Raw genomic sequence first — 21,723 nt, forward strand, 5'->3', positions numbered from 1 at the left:
ACGCGGAGGCCCCCGATGCGAGTCACGATCGCCGACGTCGCACGTGAGGCGGGGGTCAGCAAGACCACCGTGTCCCGCGTCCTCAACACCAAGGGCGAGGTGGACTCCGGCACCGCTTCCCGTGTTCGTGAAGTGATCGCAAGCCTCGGCTATGTCCCCAGCAGCGGCGCCGTCGGCCTGGCCCGCGGCACCAGCCGTACGGTCGGGATGCTGACGCCCCCGCTCACCTGGCCCTGGATGGGCGAGGTCCTCCAGGGAGTCGTCGACACCGTCGAGGCCGCGGGATACGGGCTGCTGCTCTTCACCTGCAACCGCGGCGCCGAGTCCGTCGAGCGCTTCACCAGCCAGGTCTCGGCCCGCGCCTTCGACGGACTGCTGGTGATCGAACCGGAGAACACCCTCGGCACGATCACCGCGATGCACCGCGAGGGCCTCCCGGTCGTCCTCATCGACGACCGCGGCCACCACCCCGAATTCCCTTCCGTCGCGACCACCAACCGCGAGGGCGGAGCCTCGGCTGCCCGGCATCTGCTGGCCTCGGGCCGCACCCGCCCGCTGATCGTCACCGGCCGCCGCCACTTCGGCTGCGTACGCGACCGGCTGGACGGCTTCCGGGACGTCCTGCCGACCGGCACGATCGCCGAGGGCGACTTCACCGAGCTCTCCGGACAGCTCGCGGTCGAACGGCACCTCGCCGACGGCACCCCCTTCGACTCGGTCTTCGCGCACAACGACCTCAGCGCGGTCGGCGTGCTGAGAGCCCTGCGTGCCGCCGGCCGGAGCGTGCCCGACGACATCGCCGTCGTCGGCTTCGACGACCTCCCCGTCGCGCAGCACACCGAACCGCCCCTGACGACCGTGCGCCAGCCCATGCGGGAGATGGGCGAAACGGCGGCGCGGATGCTGCTCGCCCACCTCGGCGGCACCCCGGCGCCGGACGAACCGGTCGTCCTCCCAACGGAGTTGGTCGTCCGCCGCTCCGCTCCCTGACCTGTCGCCGCTCCCTGACCTGTTCCTGCGTCATGACCTACGAAGGAGCCGCAATGCCACCCCGCACCCGCACGCGCTTCAAAAGCAGAGCCGGAACCGGAACCAGGACCACAACCGCGGTGCTCGCCGCGACCGCCGTGCTCGCCGGTCTGCTGGCCGCCGCCGTCCCCAGTGCCGCCGCCGACGACCCCGCCCCCGTCGCCGTCGACCGCTTCGAGGGCGAGGTCCCCTTCGCGAACCCGCCCGCCGAGGGCATCTTCACCTGGGGCAGCGACGCCGACGACCAGCCCAGGCTGGAACTCAAGGAGCGAGCCGACGCCCCCGAAGGCGCCAAGGTCCTCGAAGGCAGCTACGACATCAGCGGCTGGGGCGGACTCACCCACGACTTCGCCTTCGACAAGCCCGCCCACGACTGGACGGTGCACAAGGGCATCCGCTTCTGGTGGTACGGCCAGAACACCGCACCCCTGCCGCCCGGTTCCGGCAAGCGCATCAACTTCGAGCTCAAGGACGGCGGCGCCAACGGCGAGGCGTCCGAGCTGTGGACCACGTCGTTCACCGACGACTGGGAGGGCTGGCACCTCGTCGAGATCCCCTTCGCCGACTTCGTCTACCGCGCCGACTACCAGCCCGTCGGCGGCATCGACCAGATCCTCGGACTCAACGAGATGTGGGGATACGCGCTCACCCTGCCGCCCGGCGAGCCCGGAAGGTTCGCGATGGACGGCGTCGAGCTGTACGGAAAGGCCGACCCGGCCCTGAAGGCGAAGGTCATCACCGACGCCGCCGTGTACCCGGTCGACGAGGGCGGCACCGCCCAGGTGAAGATCTCCGTCGCCACCACCGGCTCCGGCCCGATCGACGAGCCCGTGACCGTCGCGTACACGACCGAGGGCGGCAGCGCCGAAGCGGGCACGGACTACGCCCCGGTCTCCGGCACCGTCACCTTCCCGGCCGGATCGGTCTCCGGTACGTCCAAGACCGTCACAGTCGCCACCAAGAAGGACTCCGCGGCCGAGTCCGCCGAGACGATCCCGCTCAAACTCACCGTCACCGGCGCCAAGCCGCCGGCCGAGACCCCGCAGGTCGTCGTCGACGCCCACGGACTGCCGTATCTCGACGCCGGGCTCCCGGTGAAGAAGCGCGTCGCCGACCTCCTCTCCCGGATGACACTCGCGGAGAAGGCCGGCCAGATGACCCAGGCCGAGCGCAACGCCCTCAAGTCCCAGGGTGACATCGCACGGTACGACCTCGGCTCACTGCTCTCCGGCGGCGGCTCGGTGCCCACGCCCAACGCCCCCGAGGCCTGGGCCAGGATGGTCGACGCCTACCAACTGCGCGCCCAGGCAACGCGGTTCCAGATCCCGCTGATCTACGGCGTGGACGCGGTCCACGGCCACAACAATGTCATCGGGTCGACGATCATGCCGCACAACATCGGCATCGGAGCCACCCGTGACCCGGCCGTCGCCGAGAAGACCGGAGCGGTGACGGCGAAGGAAGTACGCGCCACCGGCATTCCGTGGGACTTCGCACCCTGCCTCTGCGTCACCCGCGACGAGCGCTGGGGCCGCTCGTACGAGGCCTTCGGCGAGGACCCGGCCTTGGTCACCGCCATGGAGACCGTCATCAAGGGCATGCAGGGACCGCCCTCCGGCAAGGACCTCGACCGCAACGACAAGGTGCTGACCACCGCGAAGCACTTCGTCGGCGACGGCGGCACGGAGTACGGCTCGTCCGCCACCGGCTCGTACACGATCGACCAGGGCATTACGAAGGTCACCCGTCAGGAGCTGGAAGCGGTCCACCTCGCGCCTTTCGCCGAAGCGGTGAAGCGCGGTACCGGCTCGGTCATGCCCTCGTACTCCTCGCTCGACATCGTCGGCGACGACCAGGGCCCCGTGAAGATGCACGCCAGTGCCGAGACGATCAACGGCGTGCTCAAGGACCGGATGGGATTCAAGGGCTTCGTCATCAGCGACTGGCAGGCGATCGACCAGATTCCCGGCGACTACGCGAGTGACGTCCGCACGTCGGTGAACGCGGGACTCGACATGATCATGGTCCCGACGGCGTACCCCGACTTCCACAAGACCCTTCTGGACGAGGTGAACGCGGGCCGCATCAGCCGGGCCAGGATCGACGACGCGGTCTCCCGGATCCTGACCCAGAAGTTCACGCTCGGCCTCTTCGAGAAGCCGTACGCGGACACCGCCAACATCGGCACGGTCGGCTCGGCCGCACACCGCGCGGTCGCCCGCGAGGCCGCCGCCAAGTCCCAGGTCCTGCTGAAGAACGACGGCGCGGTGCTGCCGCTGAAGCCGTCGCAGAAGGTGTACGTCGCCGGGTCCAACGCCGACGACCTCGGCAACCAGGCCGGCGGCTGGACCGTCACCTGGCAGGGCTCCTCAGGAAAGATCACCACCGGCACGACGATCCTGGAGGCCATGAAGAAGGCCGCGCCGGACGCGGCCCTCACCTACTCCAAGGACGCCTCCGCGCCGACGGACGGCCATGACGTCGGCGTGGTCGTCGTCGGCGAGACCCCGTACGCGGAGGGCATCGGCGACGTCGGCAACGGCCACGACCTGGAGCTCGGCGCCGCGGACAAGGCGGCGGTCGACAAGGTCTGCGGGGCCATGAAGTGCGCGGTCCTCATCGTCTCGGGCCGCCCCCAGCTCATCGGCGACCGTCTCGGCGACATCGACGCGCTCGTCGCCTCCTGGCTCCCCGGCACAGAGGGCGACGGCGTCGCCGATGTCCTCTACGGCAAGCGGCCCTTCACCGGGCAGCTGCCGGTCACCTGGCCCAAGTCGGCCGACCAGCTGCCGATCAACGTCGGCGACGCGGCGTACGACCCGCAGTACCCCTACGGCTGGGGCCTGACCACGCTCCGCAAGCCCCCGTCGGGAGGGGAGCTCACCCTCAAGGCGATCGCCCTCGCGGCAAGGGTTCTGGAGGCGACGGGCCGCGGCGACTCCCCGGAGGCCCGGGCGCTCGTCTCCCAGGCCCGCCTGATCGCCCAGCAGAAGATCGGCCAGCACGTGACGCCGGCGTCGGCGAAGCCGTTCGCGGAGGCGGATCACTTGGCGCTGGGGGGTGAGGTGAGGGGGGCGGTGGCGAAGCTGACGGCGGCGTTCAGGGCGGGTTAGTCCCCAATCCCGCCCCTTCCCGTAACGGGGGGCAAGCCCCCAGACCCCCGACGGTGCTTCGCCCCGGACCCCGTATGCGACCTTCGGCCGCATGTCCTCAAACGCCGGACGGGCTGAATGTGCGGCGGGGCCTCACATTCAGCCTCGCCGGCGTTTGAGGCGCGGGGGTCCGGGGGCAGCGCCCCCGGTTCGGGAAGGGGCGGGTAGGGGAACAGGCCCGCCGCAGGCGCAGGCGCAGGGGTTCGGGGGCGGAGCCTCCGCAAGGGGGCCGGGGCGGTGGCCCCGGGACCGCGTCCCGGTTCCGTAAGGCCCGTGCTTGCCCAGATTCGCCCTGATTCGGGTAGCGTCGAAGTATGAAGACCCGGCTGCTCACCGCACTGTCCGGTCTGCTGCTCGCCTTCTCCGCCACCGCCCTCCTTGCGGCGACGGAAGCGCAAGCCGCCACCGGCCCCGAGACCGTGGCCGAAGCGCTGAAGAAGAGCCCGGTCTACGTCGATCCCCGCGCCTCCGGCCAGCTCTCGAAGGCCGACGCCGACGCCCTCACCCAGAAGATCAAGGACGCCGACAAGCCCCTCTTCGTGGCCGTCCTTCCCAACGCCGCCGAGTTCCCCCCGGACTCGGTCCTGCGCAACCTCCGCACCGAGACCGGCATCACCGGCCTGTACGCCGTCCGCCTCGGCAACGGCTTCAACGCGGGCGCGGACCGCAGCGTCATGTCCAACCAGGCCGTGCAGAACCTCGTCACCGCGGTCAAGACGCCCCCCGGCGCCGACGCCGCGACCCAGCTGAACAACTTCGTCGACCAGGCCCTGCCCCAGCTGCGCGGCAGCGCCCCGTCCTCCTGGGGCACCGGCCCCGACGACAGCTCGAACTACGGAACCCTGATCGTGCTCGGCGCGGTCGTGGCCGCCGGCGGCGCGGGCGCGTACACGATCGTCCGCCGCAAGCGCCAGAGGAAGGCCGCCGAGGAGCGGGCCGCGCTCGACAAGCTGCGCGTGGTCGTCGACGAGGACATCACCGCCTTCGGCGAGGAGCTCGACCGGCTCGACTTCCACCCTTCGGAGAAGGGCGCGGACGACGCCATGCGCGCCGATTACGAGCGCGCACTCGACTCGTACGACAAGGCGAAATCCCTGATGGGCGCGGCCGAACACCCCAGTGACGTACGCCCGGTCACGCAAGCCCTCGAAGACGGCCGGTTCTCACTCGCGGTCCTGGACGCCCGCCGTACGGGCGAGGCCATTCCGGAGCGCCGGTCTCCGTGCTTCTTCGACCCGCGCCATGGCCCCTCGACGGCGGACATGACCTGGACCCCGGCGGGCGGCTTCCCCCGCCAGGTCCCGGTCTGCGCCGCCGACGCCGCCCGTCTGGAGGACGGCGAGGACCCGATGGCCCGCACGGTCGATACGGCGTCCGGCCGCCGCCCGTACTGGGAGGCGGGCCCCGCCTACGGCCCGTGGGCGGGCGGCTACTTCGGCGGCGGCCTCCTGCCCGGCCTGCTCGTCGGCACGCTGCTGGGCAGCGCGCTCTCCACCCCGGCGTACGCGGCGGAATACGGCGGCGGCGACTACGGCGGCGGTGACTACTCCGGGGCCGACTTCAGCTCCTCCGACTTCGGCGGAGGCGACTGGGGTGGCGGCGGAGACTTCGGAGGCGGGGGCGGATTCGACGGAGGAGGTGGCTTCTGATGCAGACCAAGAAGTGGAATGTCGAGATCGTCATCACGGAGAACGACCACTTGACCAAGGCCGAGGCCAGGCTGCGAGGTCAGAACTCGGAACTGATCCTCGGGGAGGGCACGGCGCACCGTAATCGTGCGGACCAGAACGTCCCGCACATCGGAGACGAACTGGCCGTGGCCCGTGCCCTCAGCGAGGTGACTCATCGGCTGCTGCACGAAGCGGCATCGGAGATCGAGACCCACACCGGCCAGCGGGTGGATCACCTCCGCGCCTGAGCTTGTGGGCGAGCAACGGACGACCCGCGAGCGTGGTCGCGTCGCGGGTCGTTCTGTTGCTGTTGTCGGCTCTAGAAGTTGCCCAGGTTCTTCGAGATGCCGTTGGTCGTGTCGGTAACCACGACGTTGGTGAAGGTGACAGTCATCGGCGGGCTGCATTCAGGGCTGAACGAGGCAGTAACGGACAGGCTGAAGATGGCCTTGCCGTTCTGCACCGGGACGTCTACCGACGAGTTCAAGGACTGCTTGTTGGCAGCCTTGGGGCCGTGACCACCAGGATTGATGCAGTTGGCGGTGGCGTCCAGTGTGATGTTGACCTGTTCCAGGTTGCCCAGCCCGGCTTCCTTGCCGGTAACAGTCAAGGTGTTGCCGGACCTTGAACCGTCAACAGAAACGAAGTGGGCGCTACCGGCCCAGGCGTTCGGAGCGAACATACCCGCGATGCCGAGCAGCACAGCAGATATGAGGAGAAATACGCGTCGCATGGAGAATCACCACTTGGTGCACGCATGAGTGTGAAAACGTTGAGGGACCGTTACGGTCGTAACGTATGCGCGTCATTCGGCTCAAAAAAGCTCGAATCAGGGCGAATTCTACTCTGTTTGGTCTGAACGCGACACCTGGGGCACGAAGGCGGCCCAGGCGTCCGGGGTCACGGTGAGGATGGGCCCGGTGGGGTTCTTGGAGTCGCGGACGTGGACGGCGAGGGGGTGCGCGGAGACCTCTACGCACGCGCCCCCCTGGTCGCTGCTGTAGCTCGACTTCCGCCAGTCGTAGGCAACTTGGACGCAGTCTCCACCTTGATCGCTGCTGTAACTGGACTTGAACCAGTTCATGATTCTCCTAGCAGTTCGTCCAGCAGGCCCATGCTCTCCGCGGGGGAGAGGGCCTGCGAACGCAGCATCCCATATTTCTGCTGAAGGACACTGACCTTGTCTGGATCATCATGTAGGAAACTGACCAGGGGCCCTTCGATATAGGCCAGTTGGTCGTGGTCGGGAGTCTCCAAGAGCACCATGGGGCCCGCTAGCCCTGCGTGCTTCTCTCGTTTGGTCGGCATGATCTGCAGCCCCAGAAAAGGGAGTTCGGCGCACTGCCGCAGGTGCCGGATCTGGTTGCGCAGTACGCAGTGGCCCCCGATGGGGCGGTGCAAAGTGGCCTCCTCCAGCAGGAAATTGGCCATTGGCCGGGGCTTGCGCTCAAGGATTCTTTGCCTGTTGAGGCGGGCGGAGACCCACTCTTCCAGCTCTTCTTCGTCAAGCGGCGGATAGAGGCAGCCGAAGACTGCTCTGGCGTACTCCTCAGTCTGGAGCAGTCCCGGTACGACCTGGTTCTCGTACCAGAGCAAGGTAAGCGCCTCCTGCTCGTGGTCCACGAAGTCCTGCGCGAACGCCGGAAACCGCTCCCGTTCCGGCACCTTCCGTACCGCCGTCTGCAACGCCATCTTCGTTTCGAGCAGCTCGTCCAGGATCTCCGCCAGGTCCAGCTTCAGCGGCCTGCGTCCCTGCTCGATGGACGCGATGGTTTCCTCCCCCGCGCCCAGTTGCCGCGCGAGCTCCGCCTGGGTCAAACGTGCCGCGTTCCGGAAGACGGCGAGCTGCGCGCCGATGACGTGCCAAGAGGTGACCCGCTTGGGCCGTTTAGCCGAGTGCATGGTGGCCCCCTTCCCATCGCAGAGCGCGCTTGACCCGTCACGGGCCGTACGAACTGGCCGTACGGCCCAGCGCACCGGTCCACATGGGGGGCGTAAATCGAACCACTACTAAAAGTGCTCGAACAGCGACCGTACGTGATTGACCGTGATCGTTTTTGCCCGCTTGACTTGTGCGCATGCCAAACCGAACGAGGCTCAAAGCCTTTGCCGCCGCGGCCCTTGCCGCCTTCCTGATGTCCGCCGGACCGCTCTCCGCGTCCGCCGAGCCGTCCGCCCCCAGCCCGGCCCCGCTGTACCACTCCGCGAAGGCACTGAAGGGCCGCTACATCGTGTCGCTCAGCGCGAGCGCCGACCCGGACGAGCTGGTGCGCAAGCTCGGCCTGACGTCGCAGTACTCCTACAAGTCCGCACTGCGCGGCTTCGCCACCACGCTCACCGCGCTTCAGCTGAAGACGGTGCGCACGATGCCCGGTGTTTCTGCCGTCGAGGAGGATGCCGAGGTCTCCGTGCTGCCCACGGAGGAGGTCCGTGCGCCGCGAGTATCGTCCGCGTCCTGGGGTCTCGACCGGATCGATCAGCGCCGTCTGCCGCTCAGCACCCAGTACAGCGTGCATGGCACCGGCACGGGTGTCACCGCGTACATCCTCGACACAGGAATCGACTTCGGCCACAGCGAGTTCGGCGGGCGCGCCACGTACGGCTATGACGTCGTCGGGGACGGGCAGCGCGGCCGGGACTGCCAGGGGCACGGAACGCATGTCGCGGGCACGGTCGGCGGCGCGACCTACGGTGTCGCGCGCGGTGTGTCGCTGGTGAGTGTCCGCGTACTCGACTGTGAGGGCACGGGCACCTGGTCGGGGGTCCTCGCCGGGTTCGACTGGGTGGCCGAGCACGCCGTGCAGCCCGCCGTGCTCAACGCCTCCCTCGGCGGCGACAAGTCCGTCACGGTGAACGAGGCGGCGACCGCGCTCGCGGACAGCGGAGTCCTGCCGGTCGTCGCGGCGGGCAACGAGGCGACGGACGCCTGCAGCGTCTCGCCGGCGTCCGCGGACGGCGTGGTCACGGTCGCCGCGTCCGGCCGCCGCGACGAGGAGACCGACTTCTCGAACTACGGCGAATGCGTCTCGCTCTATGCTCCCGGCGCCGCCATCGTCTCCGCGAAGCTCGGCGGTGGCAGCGTCGCCCTGAGCGGCACGTCCATGGCTTCTCCGCATGTCGCGGGGGCTGCCGCGCTCTACAAGGCGATCAACCCGACCGCGGCGCCGGACCAGGTCGCGGCCTGGCTGGGAATCTGGTCCACCAAGAACGTCCTGACCAGTGTCAGCCCCGGGTCGCCCAACAAGCTCCTCTACACCGACGGCCTCTGAGCCGCGGGATCAGGCGGCCGCACGACCGAGCGCCCGCCCCGGCCGCGGGGGACGGCAGGGCGGGCGCGCTCAGGGGGTGGGGCGCCGAGGATCAGGCGGCGGCCTTGATGGCGGAGATGTCGAAGGTCAGCTTGACCTTGTCGCTGACCATGACGCCGCCGGTCTCGAGCGCCGCGTTCCAGGTCAGGCCCCAGTCGGAGCGCAGGATCTCGGCCTTGCCCTCGAAGCCGACGCGCTCGTTGCCGTAGGGGTCGGTGGCGGAGCCGTTGAACTCCAGGTCGATGGCGAGCGGGCGCGTGACGTCCTTGATCGTCAGGTCACCGGTGATGCGGTACGTGTCGCCGCCCAGCTGCTCGGCCTGTGTGGAGCGGAAGGTCATCAGCGGGTACTGCTCGGCCTCGAAGAAGTCGGCGCTGCGCAGGTGGCCGTCGCGGTCGGCGATCCCAGTGTCGATGCTGGCGATCTTGACGTCGATCTCGGCGGTCGAGTGGTGGGGGTCGGCGCCGTTGAGGTGCAGGCTGCCGGAGAAGTCCCCGAACGAGCCGCGGACGTTGGTGACCATGGCGTGGCGGACGGTGAAGCCGATGCTGCTGTGGGCCGGGTCGATGCTGTAGTCGCCGGTGAGGGCGATCAGCGCCGGGTCCACCTCGCGGGTGGCGGTGGCGGTGGCTGCAGCGGTGTCGGCCTTGCGGTTGAAGAGACCCATGACGCACTCCTTGGGGGACGTGGTGGCGTGTTGTTTAAGCTTCAACGACATCGACTGTAGATGCATTCCCTTCAAAGTTCAACATCTTCGCGAGAGGTTCACCCGGAGGTCGCGACCGCGCTCTGGCGGACGCGCGTAGAAGTCGGGACCATCTCTCTGCTCCACCTGCACGGCGCTCCACCTGCACGGCCGTCCCCCAGGAATCCACGGTCCTCAAAAGTCATCAGCAGGAGGGAACCCCATGAAAATCCGCTCCGTAACAACCGCCCTCGCGCTCGTCACCGGCGCGCTCTTCGCGCCCGGCTTCGGCGTCATCACCGGCGCGACCGATGCTCACGCGGTCACCAAGATCAGCCATGCCACGGCGACGTCGATGTTCCGCTCGTCCGGGATCACGTGGTCCTCGTCCGGCGGCTGCTCCGACCGCAACAACCCGACGTGTACGTCCTTCGAGCAGCTGAACCTCGCGACCGCGAAGGGGGCGCAGACGCTCAGGAGCGCGAGCGGGTGCGCGCTCAACATCACCGGGGGTACGGAAGCCGGGCACGCGAGCGGGACGTACTCGCACTGGAACGGCTACAAGCTGGACTACAGCAAGTACACGTGCGTCGGGAACTACATCAGGAACACCTTCACGTACATCGGGGCGCGGCCCGGTGACGGGGCTCCGCAGTGGAAGTCGGGGTCGGGGAACATCTACGCGGACGAGGGCAGCCACTGGGACGTCCTGTACTACAACTGCGGCGGCTGCTGAGCTTGTTCTTTATCTTCAGGTCGCTTGAAGCGCTGCGACGGTGACTTCGCGTTTGACGGTATTGCCGACGTCGTAGCGAGGTGCCCGATGATGGTTCTTGACGCCGGGCTGTCGTCCCGGGCAGGTGCCGGTGGGTTTGGGAACATGGGCCGGGCAGAGGAGAGGCTGTCGCACGGCTCCGGCCCGGTGAAGGTCAAGAGCGATTCGTTGTTCGGTTCCGAGGATTAGGGAAGCGTCGGAATCTTGGCTGGTGGGGCGGAACTTCTTGTCGTGCGACCGTGAATGTGATCTTGAGATGCCGCGGGATGTCCGGGAGTGGCTGCCGCCCGAGCACCTGTGCTGGAAGGTTCTCGACGTCGTCGAGCTACTTGACCTATCGGCGTTCGAGAACAGCTACCGTGACGACGGGCGGGGCGGGGTGGCCTACCCTCCCGCGAGCCTGATTGCGTTGCTCCTGTACTGCTACAGCAAGGGAGTGCGTTCCTCCCGTCGCATCGAGCAGGCTTGCTGGGACGACGTGGGCTGCCGAATCATCACCGCGAACCGCCGAGTGGACCACTCCACCGTCGCGCGGTTCGTACGACGCCACCGTGCCGCCTTGAACTCGCTGTTCGTGCAGGTGTTGTCGCTGTGCGGCCGACGTGGCCTGGTCGATCTTTCGGCAGTGGCCGTGGACGGCTCACCGATGGAGGCGAACGCCTCACGCGACGCCAACCAGCGGCTCCAGCGCCTGGAGGAGACCATCTCCCAGTGCGAGAAAGAGATCCACGCGCTGATGGAGGATGTAGTCGACCACGCGCTGAGCGTCGAGGCCGATGGCTCGGCAGCACAGGGCGATGGCGAGGACGCGTGCGACAACTGGCCTCGCCTGTCCCGGCTGTGCGACCGGCTCACCCGGGCCCACTTGGCCAGGGACAGACTGCATGAACGGGCTATGCCTTCACCCACCGAGATCCGGATCAAGGTCGAAGCCGCCGAGCGGATGGTGGCCCGCGCGGAGAAGCGCCTGGCTGCCGAAACCGAGGCTCACCAGGAGAAGCTGAAGAAGTACGAGCTCCGCGTCCGAGAGGACCGGGCGGCAGGACGTCGTGGAGCGAACGGACGGCCGCCGGTCCCGATGGAGCAAAAGACCGTCCTCGTTCGCCAGCGAACGCGACTGGTGAAGATGCGGGCCTGGCTGGAGCGGGCCCGCACACCCCGACCGGCCCCCTCCCCGGAGTCCCGTGCCTGCCTGAGCGATCCCGACTCCCGGCTGATTCCCGGCAAACGCGGCGGCTACCTACAGGGATACAACATCCAGATCGTGTGCGCCCGCCGTCAATTCTTGCTGGCTATCGAAGCGCACGACAATCCCTCGGACAGGACGGCCCTCGTTTTGATGGTGAAGAAGACCCAGCACAATCACCAGGCCGCACGGCTCCCCGGCGACATCCAACTCTGGCTCGCCGACAGTGGGTACGCTTCCGCCGCGTCCTTCGAGGCCCTCGCCGACCTCCCGCTACTGGTCTCGGTCACCAGCGATGCCGACCAGGCAGGCTTTCCCGCGAAACGTCAGCAGGCCCCTGCCGGCCAGCAGGACATGGCGGCCCGCCTCGCCACCCCAACAGGACGGGCCCAGTACCGTCAACGCAGTGCCCTGGTCGAGCCGGGATTCGCCCAGATCTTCCAACGCTTCGGACGACACCTCAACTACCGCGGCCGCCAGGCGGTGGACGCCGAGATCAAGCTCCTCGGCACGGTACACAACCTCAACAAGCTCATCAATCACACGCCCAAGAAGCACTCTTGACCTTCACCGGGCCGGAGCCGTGCGACAGCCTCAGGATGTGGGCGCGGATGTTCCTGAACCCCCGGCGGACGTCGAGGCAGGCCGCCTGAGTGGGTTGCGTAACGGCTTGACGCCCTACAGTCGTAACACTTAACGTTACGACTGTAGGGAGGTGAGGAGAGCGAGTGAGTGCGAACAGCAGGCTGACGATCGCGGCCCATGCCCTGGCATGGATGGAGCTCAACAAGCGCTACGGCCGAGAGGTCGCCACTTCTGAGCAGATCGCGGAAAGCGTGAACACCAATCCTGTGGTCATCCGACGCTTGCTGGCGGAGCTGCGCAAGGCGGGGCTCGTCGAGTCCCGGCGCGGGGCGGGCGCGGGCTGGACGCTGACGCGTGAGCTGGAGGCCATCACGCTTCTGGACGTCTATGAGGCCGTCGAACCCGGCGCGCTGTTCGCCATGCACCGTGCCACTCCGAACCAGGAGTGCCCGGTGGGCTCCGGCATCCAGCCGGCGATGCAGCGCATCTACGACGGGATCGAGGGCGCCGTGCGAGGCGAATTGGCCCGCACCACGCTCGCGGAGGTGCTGCGGAGCGTGCTGGCCGCCCGATAGTTCACCTGGGCCTCCGGGGCACGAAGAACCGGAGGCGACACCCTACTTCCGAACGCCTAGAGATGTAACAAAAATAGTTACATCGAGGAGGGAAATCATGGGACAGCTCGACAGCAAGGTGGCGCTCGTGACCGGTGGCTCAAGCGGGATCGGTCTCGCCATTGCCCGCCGCTTCGCCGCCGAAGGAGCCACCGTCTACCTCACCGGCCGGCGTAAGGCCGAGCTTGACGCGGCAGTCGATGCCGTCGGGGATAAGGCCATCGGCGTGCAAAGCGACGTGTCGAAGCTCGATGATCTCAACCGGCTCTTCGCGACGATCGACGCCCGCAGCGGACGACTGGATGTCGTGGTGGCCAACGCGGGCGTCGGCGAGTATGCCCGGCTCGGGGAGATCACCGAGGAAAGCTACGACAAGACCTCCGACATCAATGGCAAGGGAACGCTCTTCACCGTCCAGAAGGCGTTGCCGCTGCTTCCGGACGGCGCCTCAGTGATCCTGCTCTCCTCCAGCTCTGCCGTTCAGGGCATCCCGGGGCTCAGCGTCTACGCCGCTACCAAGGCCGCCATCCGCAGCTTCGGCCGCGCCTGGGCGGCCGAGCTGGCGGGCCGTGGCATCCGGGTCAACACACTCACCCCCGGACCGGTCGCGACCCCCGGCGGAGATCAGGCGAGGGCCGCGATGGCGCAGGCCCAGCAGGAGGAGGGCGGCCCCGCGCCCGCGATCCCGCTCGGCCGGGTAGGGCACCCCGACGAAGTCGCCGCCGCGGCCCTCTTCCTCGCCACGAACCAGAGCTCTTTCACCACCGGAGCCGAACTGTTCGTCGACGGCGGCATCACCCAGATCTGAACGGCCCATCTCCTCCCATCGGGTCGGCATGTTCTCCATGGCCCGCAACGCCGACGCCGGGTGAACCAACATTCCGTCCGTCCATATCCTGACCGACTCCGACCTTCACACGTCCTACTGATGGGCGGGCTGGGTGTGCGGCGCGGCCGCACACCCAGCCCGCCCTGCCGTCAGCTCCCGACCGTCACCGTGAACCGCCTCGGGTTCCCGTCAAACGCCGCCCCCGACACGTCCGGCTGTCCGTCCGGCCGGACATCGTCGTACGGGAAGGCATAGCCGATCGGGGTGTTCGCGTGGACCACGCGCGACCAGTGGTTGGTGGCCGGGTCCAGGTAGTAGTCCGCCGTGGTCGCACCGTTCGGCTGGTCGGGATGCGTCAGCAGTGTCGTCCGGTTGAAGGCGGCCGCGATCCTGGCCAGCAGGGCCTTCTTGTCGTCCGGGTCGCCCGGGTTGTTCGCGAAGGGCCCGTGATTGCAGGTGAAGATGTCCTTCGAGGCGGGCCTGGCGAAGCTGTGCCCCCCGGTGAAGCTGAGGACGTCGCCGTTCACGCGGCCGGTGAGCACGCCGCGCCCGCCCTGGAGGTCGACCTTGAGGTCGGTTGAGCGGTACTTCTCCCAGACTTTGTCGATGTAGTCGTCGAAGACGTCCCGGAAGGGCATCTCGGCCGGCCGGTCGAAGTAGGGCGCCATTACGGTCTGCGGTGATATGACCCGCAGCACCTCGCCGTCCGACCCGCGGATGATCAGCTTGTCCCAGGGCTGCCCGTCGTGCGCGGCCTGCGCGGTGAGGTCGTCGGCGATCTTCTTCAGCGCGCCGTCGGGGAGCGGCGCGACGGTGTGGGTCTCGTCGCCTTCGAGCGTGAGGCCGATGGGGAGCGCGGTCACCAGGTCGACGTAGCTGATGTTGGCGAACAGCTGCTGCGGGTTGAAGGTGAACTCGCAGAAGGACCAGGTGCGCCCGTAGTTGGGGTCGGCCTCCGTCGCGAAGGCGGGTTCGACGAGGGAGGGCCCGGGGTTGAGGAAGAAGTCCAGCTTGCTGTCGCGTACGAAGTAGACGCGCGCGCCGTACATCTGAGGAAGCGTCAGCACGACCGGGCCCGCGCCCGCCCCCTTCAGCGGGATCGCACAGTCGACGGGGAGCGGGGTCTGCGGCGCGGAGGGGGAGTCGGGCCGGTAGACGCTTCCGTCCGCGCGCAGCAGCACCCATTGGTTGGTGTCCTGTGCGTGGCCGGTGACATAGGCGTGGACCGTGCCGGGCAGCGACCTGTTCTCCAGGGCCAGTTCGCAGGTGGGGGGCGCGGCCTTGGCCCGGGGGCTGAGAGCGCTTCCCCAGGCCGGATAGGTGAGTGCGGTCGCTGCAGCGGCTGTTCCTGTCAGGAACATACGTCGGGATATCACGGATGTACTCCTGGAGTTGTGGGGGGAAGCCCACTCTTGCGACGCGTGAAGCAGCCGTCAAGAGTTGTGACTGAGAGCGCTCTCAGATTCTTTCGGGCTTCACAACCTGACGGTCCGGGCGGCGACTTGGACTAACGCGCGGCGGTTGTTGGACTACCGCTCGCCGGAGCGCACGACTTCGTTGACGATGGCGAGAACGGAGGGCTACTCAGTCCCCATGCCACGAAGACTCCGTGCGGCGTGCGCCCTCACCGCCGTCTCATCCGCCGTGTTCGCCCTCGCAGGACCCGCGCTCCCGGCCGCCGCGGGCGAGGACGAAGCCCCTGCCGTCATCGGCTCGCCGCAGCTCTCGGTCGCCGTGGCCAAGGACTTTCCGCGGGTCCTGACGTACACCGACCGGACCGGTGGGGCCACGCTCCTCGGGAGTACGAGCGCGGTCACCGAGGTCACCCTCAACGGCACGGCGTACGCGGTGCAGTTGAAGGGCATGCCCACCCTCACGGCGTCGAGTGCCGCGTACATCCTGGCCTTCGCCGCGCTGCCCGGGGTCGAGATCGACGCGAGGCTGACCGTCGCGGGGCGGGCCCTGACCTTCAAGGTCACCGCGGTCCGCGACACCGAGGCCTTCCGCGTGGGCACGATCGACATCCCCGGACACGACCTCGTCTCGGTCGGCAGTACGGATTCCGGCGCCGAGACCGCCTTCACGCGACTCGACCCCGACTCGACGCGGACCGCCGACGTCTTCGGCAGGGTCACCGACCAGACGGCGCCGGACGCGGCACCGGTCGGCGCCTCGTACGCCCTCGTCAACACCGGCTCCCTCGCCGCCGCCGTCGAGTCCAACTCCAGCTACGACAGGCCCAGCGGCGCCACCGGCGGCGACGACGCCCGCTTCTGGCACCAGGCCCGCAAAGCGCCGGACGGCAGCACGCGCGTCGGCGTCTGGTCGGGGCAGTGGACCTACCGGGGGAGCGGCGCCCCGAAGCCCGAGAGCGGCAGGGACCTGCCCTGGGCGAAGGTCGTCGTCACCCCCGACGCCAACGGCGACAAGAAGGTCGACTGGCAGGACGGAGCCGTCGCCTTCCGCTCGATCGGGGTCAGGGCCCCGGGCAGCGAGCAGACGCCGGACCGGGTGATCACCCATATCCCGTTCAACTTCGCCAGCCAGGCCACCCACCCCTTCCTGCGCACCCTGGACGACGTCAAGCGGATCTCGCTCGCCACCGACGGGCTCGGCCAGCTGGCGCTGCTCAAGGGATACGGCTCCGAGGGCCACGACTCCGCGCATCCCGACTACGGCGGCAACTACAACAAGCGGGCCGGCGGACTCACCGACCTCAATACGCTGCTCAAGCACGGCAAGAAGTGGGGCGCGACCTTCGGTGTGCATGTGAACGCCACCGAGTCGTACCCGGAGGCGCACCACTTCAGCGAGAGCCTCGTCGACAAGACCAAGCCCGGCTGGAACTGGCTGAACCAGAGCTACTACATCGACCAGCGCCGGGACATCAACAGCGGTGATCTGGCCCGCAGATTCCAGCAGTTGAGGGACGAGACTGACCGCAATCTCTCCCTCCTCTACATCGACGTCTACTACACGCACGGCTGGATCGCCGACAAGACCATGCGAGCCGTGCAGGCACAGGGCTGGAACGTCGGCACCGAATGGGCCGACAAGTTCGAACGGGCCTCGCTCTGGTCGCACTGGGCCAACGACCTCGACTACGGCGGGGCCACCAACAAGGGCCTCAACTCCCGGATCATCCGCTTCATCCGCAACGGTGAGAAGGACGTCTGGAACAACCACCCGGTCCTCGGCCAGACCGCCCTGGAGGACTTCGAGGGCTGGACGGGCGAGAGCGACTGGAACGCCTTCTACGCCAATGTCTGGCAGCGCGACCTGCCCGCCAAATATCTTCAGCAGGAGAAGATCACCCGCTGGAACGGCAACGATCTGACCTTCACCGGCGGCGTGCGGGGCGCGGTCGAGGACGGCCGCCGCACCTTCTACGACCACGGCCGCAAGGTCCTGGACGGCGACGCCTATCTGCTGCCGTGGGACGGCGGAAGGAAGCTCTACCACTACAACAAGGCCGGTGGCAGCAGCAGTTGGGCCGTCGGCGGCGCAGCCTCGTACACCGTCTACAAGCTCACCGACAACGGGCGCGTCAAGACCGGCACCGTGCGTGCGGTCGGCGGAAGGATCAGCCTGACCGCGGCCGCCGGGCAGCCGTACGTCCTCTACCCGGACCGCGCGCCCGCCCCCGCGGACCCGCGGTGGGGCGAGGGCGGGCCGGTCGCCGACCCCGGCTTCAACGACGCGGGCCTGGACGACTGGTCCACGCGCGGCACGGTCGCCCGGGACACCGACGACCACGGCCGCAACAGTGCCGTGCTCAGCGGGACGTCCGCCGCCTCGCTCTCCCAGCGGCTGACCGGGCTCACACCCGGGGCCCGCTACAGCGCGTCCGCCTGGATCGAGGTCCAGCCGGGCAAGGAGCGCCGTACGACCCTGTCCGCCGGCGGCGCGTCCGTCACAGTCGAGCGCTCGACGGCGAAGGACCAGGTCGCCGCGTCCGACCGGCACGACACCTACTTCCAGCGGGCCAAGCTGACCTTCGCCGCGCCCGCGGACGGCACGGCCACCCTCAAGGCCGAGGCGGCGAGCGGCAGTTCGGCGCGGGTGCGGATCGACGACGTGCGCGTCGTCAAGAACGCACCCGCGACCAGGCCGGGCACGGTGGCGTACGAGGACTTCGAGGCCGTCGACCAGGGCTGGGGCCCCTTCCTCAAGGGCGACGCGGGCGGCGTCACCGACCCGCGAACCCACATCGCGCAGAAGCACGCCCCGTACACCCAGACGGGCTGGAACGGGAAGCTGATCGACGACGTGCTGGGCGGGGCCGAGTCCCTGAAGTCCCACGAGGAGAACACCGGTCTGGTCTACCGCACGGCACCCTGGACCGTGCCGATGAGCAACGGGCACAGCTACAGGGTCGAGTACGACTACCAGTCGAGCCATGCGGGCGCGTACGAGTGGGTCACCGGATACGACCGGATCGGCGCGGACGGGGCCCCCGCCTCCGTCGAGACCCGCCGTACTCCGATCGGGCAGCTGGGGGCACCTCCCAGCGGTAGCTGGGGGAGCGCCACCAGGCACTTCACCGAGACCGTCACGGCGGGCTGCGGCGACACCTGGACCGGTCTGCGCAAACGGGACGACGCCCCGGACGGTGCCGACTTCGTCCTCGACGGCTTCACCGTCACCGACCTGGGTCCGGCGGACGGGCAGGCGGCCTGCGGGACGCTCAGCGTCGAACCGGCCGCCGAGACCCTGGAGCCCGGCCGGAAGAACGAGGTCAAGGCGGTGTTCACCAGCTACGAGGCGCAGCCCGCGACCGGTGTCTCGATCGCTCTCGCACTGCCCGACGGGTGGACGGCTGAGCCCGCCGGGCCGGTCTTCTTCGACGCGGTCGCACCGGGTGCGAAGGTCACCGCCGCCTGGCAGGTCACACCGCCCGCCGACGCCAAGTACCAGACGTACACGCTGGGTTCACAGGTCACCTACACCGTGGGCGCCTCCGCGCGGAAGCTCACCGCCTCGACCTCCGTACGCACCCTTCCGCCACCGCCCGCCGCCGACGCCTGGGCCAGTGACATCGACTGGACGTCCGCGGAGAACGGCTGGGGGCCGGTCGAGCGCGATGTCTCCAACGGCGAGACGGGGACGGGTGACGGCAGCCCGTTGACGATCGGGTCAGTGGCGTACGCCAAGGGGCTCGGCACGCACGCTCCGGCGAAGGTCCGCTACTACCTGGGCGGGCAGTGCACGTCCTTCACCGCCGAGGTGGGGGTGGACGACGTCCAGACCTCGCGCGGCAGCGTCCAGTTCAGCGTGCTGGCGGACGGCGCCGAGAAGGTGAAGTCGCCGGTCCTGAAGGCCGCGGACGCCGCCTGGCAGCTGACCGCGGACGTCACCGGCGCCTCGTATGCCGATCTGGTCGTCGGCGACGGCGGCGACGGGAACGGCAATGACCACGCCGACTGGGGCAGTGCGCGGTTCAAATGCGGAGCCCCGGGGTAACTGAGCCGCGCTTGCCCCTCGTGTGGAATGCGGAAACCGAGGGGCAAGCGCTTCCCACCCCTTTCAGGAGGCTGCCGTGTGGTCACGCCGAACCGTTCTCGGGATGATGGCAGCGAGCGCTTTCGTCCTCGCCTCTCCAGGACCCGCCATGGCCGACGACGAGTACGAGACCCTGCGGCAGCGGTGGCTGGAGATCAGCCTCGGCACCGGCTACGACCCGGCAGCCGAGCCCTACGCGTCCCGCCTCGCCGAGACCGGGCGGCTCGCCGCCGGATTCCGTACCTCCATGGCCCCCACCGACACCTCCCTGTGGCCCGGCTACCCCTTCAACCCGTCCGCCGGGATCACCCAGAGCTACAGCCGCCTGTGGACCATGACCCAGGCGTACGCACAGCCGGGCACCGGCCTCACCGGTGACGCCGGACTCCTCGCCGACATCGTCCGGGGCCTCGACCATCTCGCAGCGAAGATCTACAACCCGTCCACCACCCGCTACGGCAACTGGTGGGACTGGCGGATAGGCAGCCCCCGCCTCCTCATGGACACCGTCACCGTCCTGTACGACCGGCTCACCGCCGCACAGCGCGAGGCCGCCTTCGCCGCCGTCGACCACTTCATCCCCGACGCGGTGCTCGGCGACTACAGCGGTACCTCCACGGGCGCCAACCGCGTCGACCTGTGCCGCTCCGTCGTGCTGCGCGGCGTCCTCGGCCGGAACCCGGCCAAGATCGCCCTCGCCCGGGACGCCCTCTCGCCCGTCTTCCCCTACGTCACCAAGGGCGACGGCCTCTACGCCGACGGCTCGTTCGTCCAGCACACCTGGGTCGCCTACTCCGGCACGTACGGACAGGTCATGCTCGACGGTCTGGGCCGCCTGTTCGCCCTGCTCGCGGGCTCGGCCTGGGCCGTCACCGACCCAGGCCGGCAGATCATCCTGGACAGCGTCGAGCACGCGTACGCGCCGCTGATCCACGACGGGCTGATGATGGACAGCGTCAACGGCCGTGCCATCAGCCGGGGTTACCTCAAGAGCGACGACCGCAGGCTCATGCGCAGCGATCATTTCCACGGGCAGGGGCTCATCGCCGCGATCGCGCTGCTCGCGGGCGGGGCATCGGCCGCCGAGCGGGACAGGTGGCACGCCCGGATCAAGGGCTGGATCGAGCGGGACACCATCACCCCGATCCTCACCGCGGGCCAGTTCGGCGTGGCCGACCTCTCCCGGCTGCACGCGGTCGCCGCCGCGCCCGTGGCCGCGGCGCCCGAGCCGGTCGGCCATCAGCTCTTCGCCTCCATGGACCGGGCCGTGCACCGCCGGCCCGGCTGGGCCGCGAACATCGCCATGGCCTCGGAGCGGATCGCGTACTACGAGTGCGGCAACGGCGAGAATCCTCGTGGCTGGCACACCGGAGCCGGGATGACCTACTGGTGGACCCCCGGCAACGGCGGCCAGTACACCGACTGGTTCTGGCCCACCGTCGACTTCTACCGGCTGCCCGGAACGACCGTGTCGACCAAGCGACTTGCCGACCGGGCGGGCGGTGAATGGGGTGAACCCAAGCCCGCCGCGACGTGGGTCGGCGGGGCGAGCGACGGCGAATTCGCGGCCGTCGGCCAGCATCTGCTCGGCCTCGGCTCCACCCTCCAGGCCCGCAAGTCGTGGTTCTGCGTCGCGGATGCCGTCATCTGCCTGGGCGCGGGCATCACCAGCACCGACGGGTTACCCGTCGAGACGATCGTCGACAACCGCAACCTCGGCGCCGACGGCAGAAACGAACTCACCCTCGGCCGTGGCTGGGCCCACCTCGAAGGCCACGGCGGCTGGGTCTTCCCGTGCGGTACGCAGCGACTGCGCACCCTGCGCGAGGAGCGCACCGGAGCCTGGAGCGACATCAACACCACCAGCTCGACCGAGCGCGTCACCCGCCGCTACCAGACCCTCTGGCTCGACCACGGGACCGACCCGGTGGACGCCTCGTACGCGTATCTGCTGATGCCCGGGGCGGGACGCCGCGCGCTCGCCGCCCGCGCAGGGGACGAACGATGGCTGCGGATCCTCGCCAACAGCGGCGCCTGCCAGGCCGTCGCCGTCCGCTCCCTGGGACTGACCGCGGCGAACTTCTGGCAGCCCGGTACGGTGGGCCCCCTCACCGTGACGGCACCGGCGAGTGCCCTCGTTCGGAGTAATCGGCACACTGCGAGCCTGCATGTCAGCGAGCCGCCGCGCACGGGAGCGCCGCTGGAGATCACCTGGCACCACCCGGTGCGTAAGGTGACCAGCAAGGACGCGTCGGTCGAAGTCCTCTCCACGGGAGACTCGCTGCGGCTGCGGATCACCGGCGGCACCGCCGGAGCCGCCCAACACTGTGAAGTGGCTCTCAGGTGAACGCCTTGTTGAACCTCCACAAAGCTTGGTGGCACTCAGCT

General features: G+C 68.9%; 16 protein-coding genes. 11 read left to right on the forward strand and 5 right to left on the reverse strand.

The window, feature by feature from the left end; genetic code table 11:
- The first annotated feature begins 15 nt into the window (after window positions 1-15).
- From OOK40_RS32200 to OOK40_RS32215, 4 genes are all read left to right on the forward strand, one after another.
- Window positions 16-990, forward strand: a complete 975-nt coding sequence (locus tag OOK40_RS32200) for a LacI family DNA-binding transcriptional regulator (protein ID WP_266488672.1) — start codon at window positions 16-18, stop codon at window positions 988-990.
- 53 nt (window positions 991-1,043) lie between these two features.
- Complete coding sequence (locus OOK40_RS32205; RefSeq protein WP_266488673.1) at window positions 1,044-4,142, forward strand: glycoside hydrolase family 3 N-terminal domain-containing protein; 3,099 nt, start codon at window positions 1,044-1,046, stop codon at window positions 4,140-4,142.
- A gap of 353 nt (window positions 4,143-4,495) precedes the next feature.
- On the forward strand, window positions 4,496-5,830 hold the full coding sequence (locus tag OOK40_RS32210; protein WP_266488675.1) for a hypothetical protein: 1,335 nt from the start codon (window positions 4,496-4,498) through the stop codon (window positions 5,828-5,830).
- Window positions 5,830-6,099, forward strand: a complete 270-nt coding sequence (locus OOK40_RS32215; RefSeq protein ID WP_266488677.1) for a DUF1876 domain-containing protein — start codon at window positions 5,830-5,832, stop codon at window positions 6,097-6,099. Before OOK40_RS32210 ends, OOK40_RS32215 begins: the two co-directional genes overlap by 1 nt.
- Window positions 6,100-6,170: 71 nt before the next feature.
- On the opposite strand, the gene OOK40_RS32220 is transcribed toward OOK40_RS32215, so the two are convergent.
- The 3 genes from OOK40_RS32220 to OOK40_RS32230 all read right to left on the reverse strand — a co-directional run bounded on the left by OOK40_RS32220 (window position 6,171) and on the right by OOK40_RS32230 (window position 7,753).
- Window positions 6,171-6,554, reverse strand: a complete 384-nt coding sequence (locus OOK40_RS32220; RefSeq protein ID WP_266488679.1) for a hypothetical protein — start codon at window positions 6,552-6,554, stop codon at window positions 6,171-6,173.
- A gap of 138 nt (window positions 6,555-6,692) precedes the next feature.
- Window positions 6,693-6,935: a DUF397 domain-containing protein gene (locus OOK40_RS32225; protein ID WP_266488681.1), complete on the reverse strand. Its 243-nt coding sequence runs from the start codon at window positions 6,933-6,935 to the stop codon at window positions 6,693-6,695.
- On the reverse strand, window positions 6,932-7,753 hold the full coding sequence (locus tag OOK40_RS32230) for a helix-turn-helix transcriptional regulator (RefSeq protein ID WP_266488683.1): 822 nt from the start codon (window positions 7,751-7,753) through the stop codon (window positions 6,932-6,934). The genes OOK40_RS32225 and OOK40_RS32230 overlap by 4 nt, the downstream gene beginning before the upstream one ends.
- A 176-nt stretch (window positions 7,754-7,929) precedes the next feature.
- On the opposite strand from OOK40_RS32230, the gene OOK40_RS32235 reads away from it, so the two are divergent.
- Window positions 7,930-9,120 carry a S8 family peptidase gene (locus tag OOK40_RS32235; protein WP_266488686.1) on the forward strand — a complete coding sequence of 397 codons (1,191 nt, stop codon included), beginning with the start codon at window positions 7,930-7,932 and terminating at the stop codon, window positions 9,118-9,120.
- 91 nt (window positions 9,121-9,211) lie between these two features.
- On the opposite strand, the gene OOK40_RS32240 is transcribed toward OOK40_RS32235, so the two are convergent.
- A complete protein-coding gene (locus tag OOK40_RS32240) occupies window positions 9,212-9,826 on the reverse strand; it encodes a YceI family protein (protein ID WP_266488689.1) in 615 nt (204 codons plus the stop codon).
- 241 nt (window positions 9,827-10,067) lie between these two features.
- Between OOK40_RS32240 and OOK40_RS32245 the strand changes: the two genes are divergently transcribed.
- The 4 genes from OOK40_RS32245 (at window position 10,068) to OOK40_RS32260 (ending at window position 13,812) form a co-directional block, all read left to right on the forward strand.
- Window positions 10,068-10,580, forward strand: a complete 513-nt coding sequence (locus OOK40_RS32245) for a hypothetical protein (RefSeq protein ID WP_266488691.1) — start codon at window positions 10,068-10,070, stop codon at window positions 10,578-10,580.
- Between the two features lie 295 nt (window positions 10,581-10,875).
- Window positions 10,876-12,369 carry a transposase gene (locus OOK40_RS32250; RefSeq protein WP_266484976.1) on the forward strand — a complete coding sequence of 498 codons (1,494 nt, stop codon included), beginning with the start codon at window positions 10,876-10,878 and terminating at the stop codon, window positions 12,367-12,369.
- A gap of 164 nt (window positions 12,370-12,533) precedes the next feature.
- Window positions 12,534-12,965, forward strand: a complete 432-nt coding sequence (locus tag OOK40_RS32255; protein ID WP_266488692.1) for an Rrf2 family transcriptional regulator — start codon at window positions 12,534-12,536, stop codon at window positions 12,963-12,965.
- Window positions 12,966-13,062: 97 nt separating this feature from the next.
- Window positions 13,063-13,812 carry an SDR family NAD(P)-dependent oxidoreductase gene (locus OOK40_RS32260; RefSeq protein ID WP_266488694.1) on the forward strand — a complete coding sequence of 250 codons (750 nt, stop codon included), beginning with the start codon at window positions 13,063-13,065 and terminating at the stop codon, window positions 13,810-13,812.
- Between the two features lie 170 nt (window positions 13,813-13,982).
- On the opposite strand, the gene OOK40_RS32265 is transcribed toward OOK40_RS32260, so the two are convergent.
- On the reverse strand, window positions 13,983-15,194 hold the full coding sequence (locus OOK40_RS32265) for a glycoside hydrolase family 64 protein (RefSeq protein WP_266489278.1): 1,212 nt from the start codon (window positions 15,192-15,194) through the stop codon (window positions 13,983-13,985).
- Between the two features lie 232 nt (window positions 15,195-15,426).
- On the opposite strand from OOK40_RS32265, the gene OOK40_RS32270 reads away from it, so the two are divergent.
- Window positions 15,427-19,296 (forward strand): endo-alpha-N-acetylgalactosaminidase family protein, encoded by a 3,870-nt coding sequence (locus OOK40_RS32270; protein WP_266488697.1) that lies wholly within the window; start codon window positions 15,427-15,429, stop codon window positions 19,294-19,296.
- Window positions 19,297-19,399: 103 nt separating this feature from the next.
- A complete protein-coding gene (locus OOK40_RS32275) occupies window positions 19,400-21,682 on the forward strand; it encodes a polysaccharide lyase 8 family protein (protein WP_266488699.1) in 2,283 nt (760 codons plus the stop codon).
- Window positions 21,683-21,723 lie beyond the last annotated feature (41 nt).

Source organism: Streptomyces sp. NBC_01481 (assembly GCF_026339995.1).
In the GTDB taxonomy this organism is placed as follows: domain Bacteria; phylum Actinomycetota; class Actinomycetes; order Streptomycetales; family Streptomycetaceae; genus Streptomyces.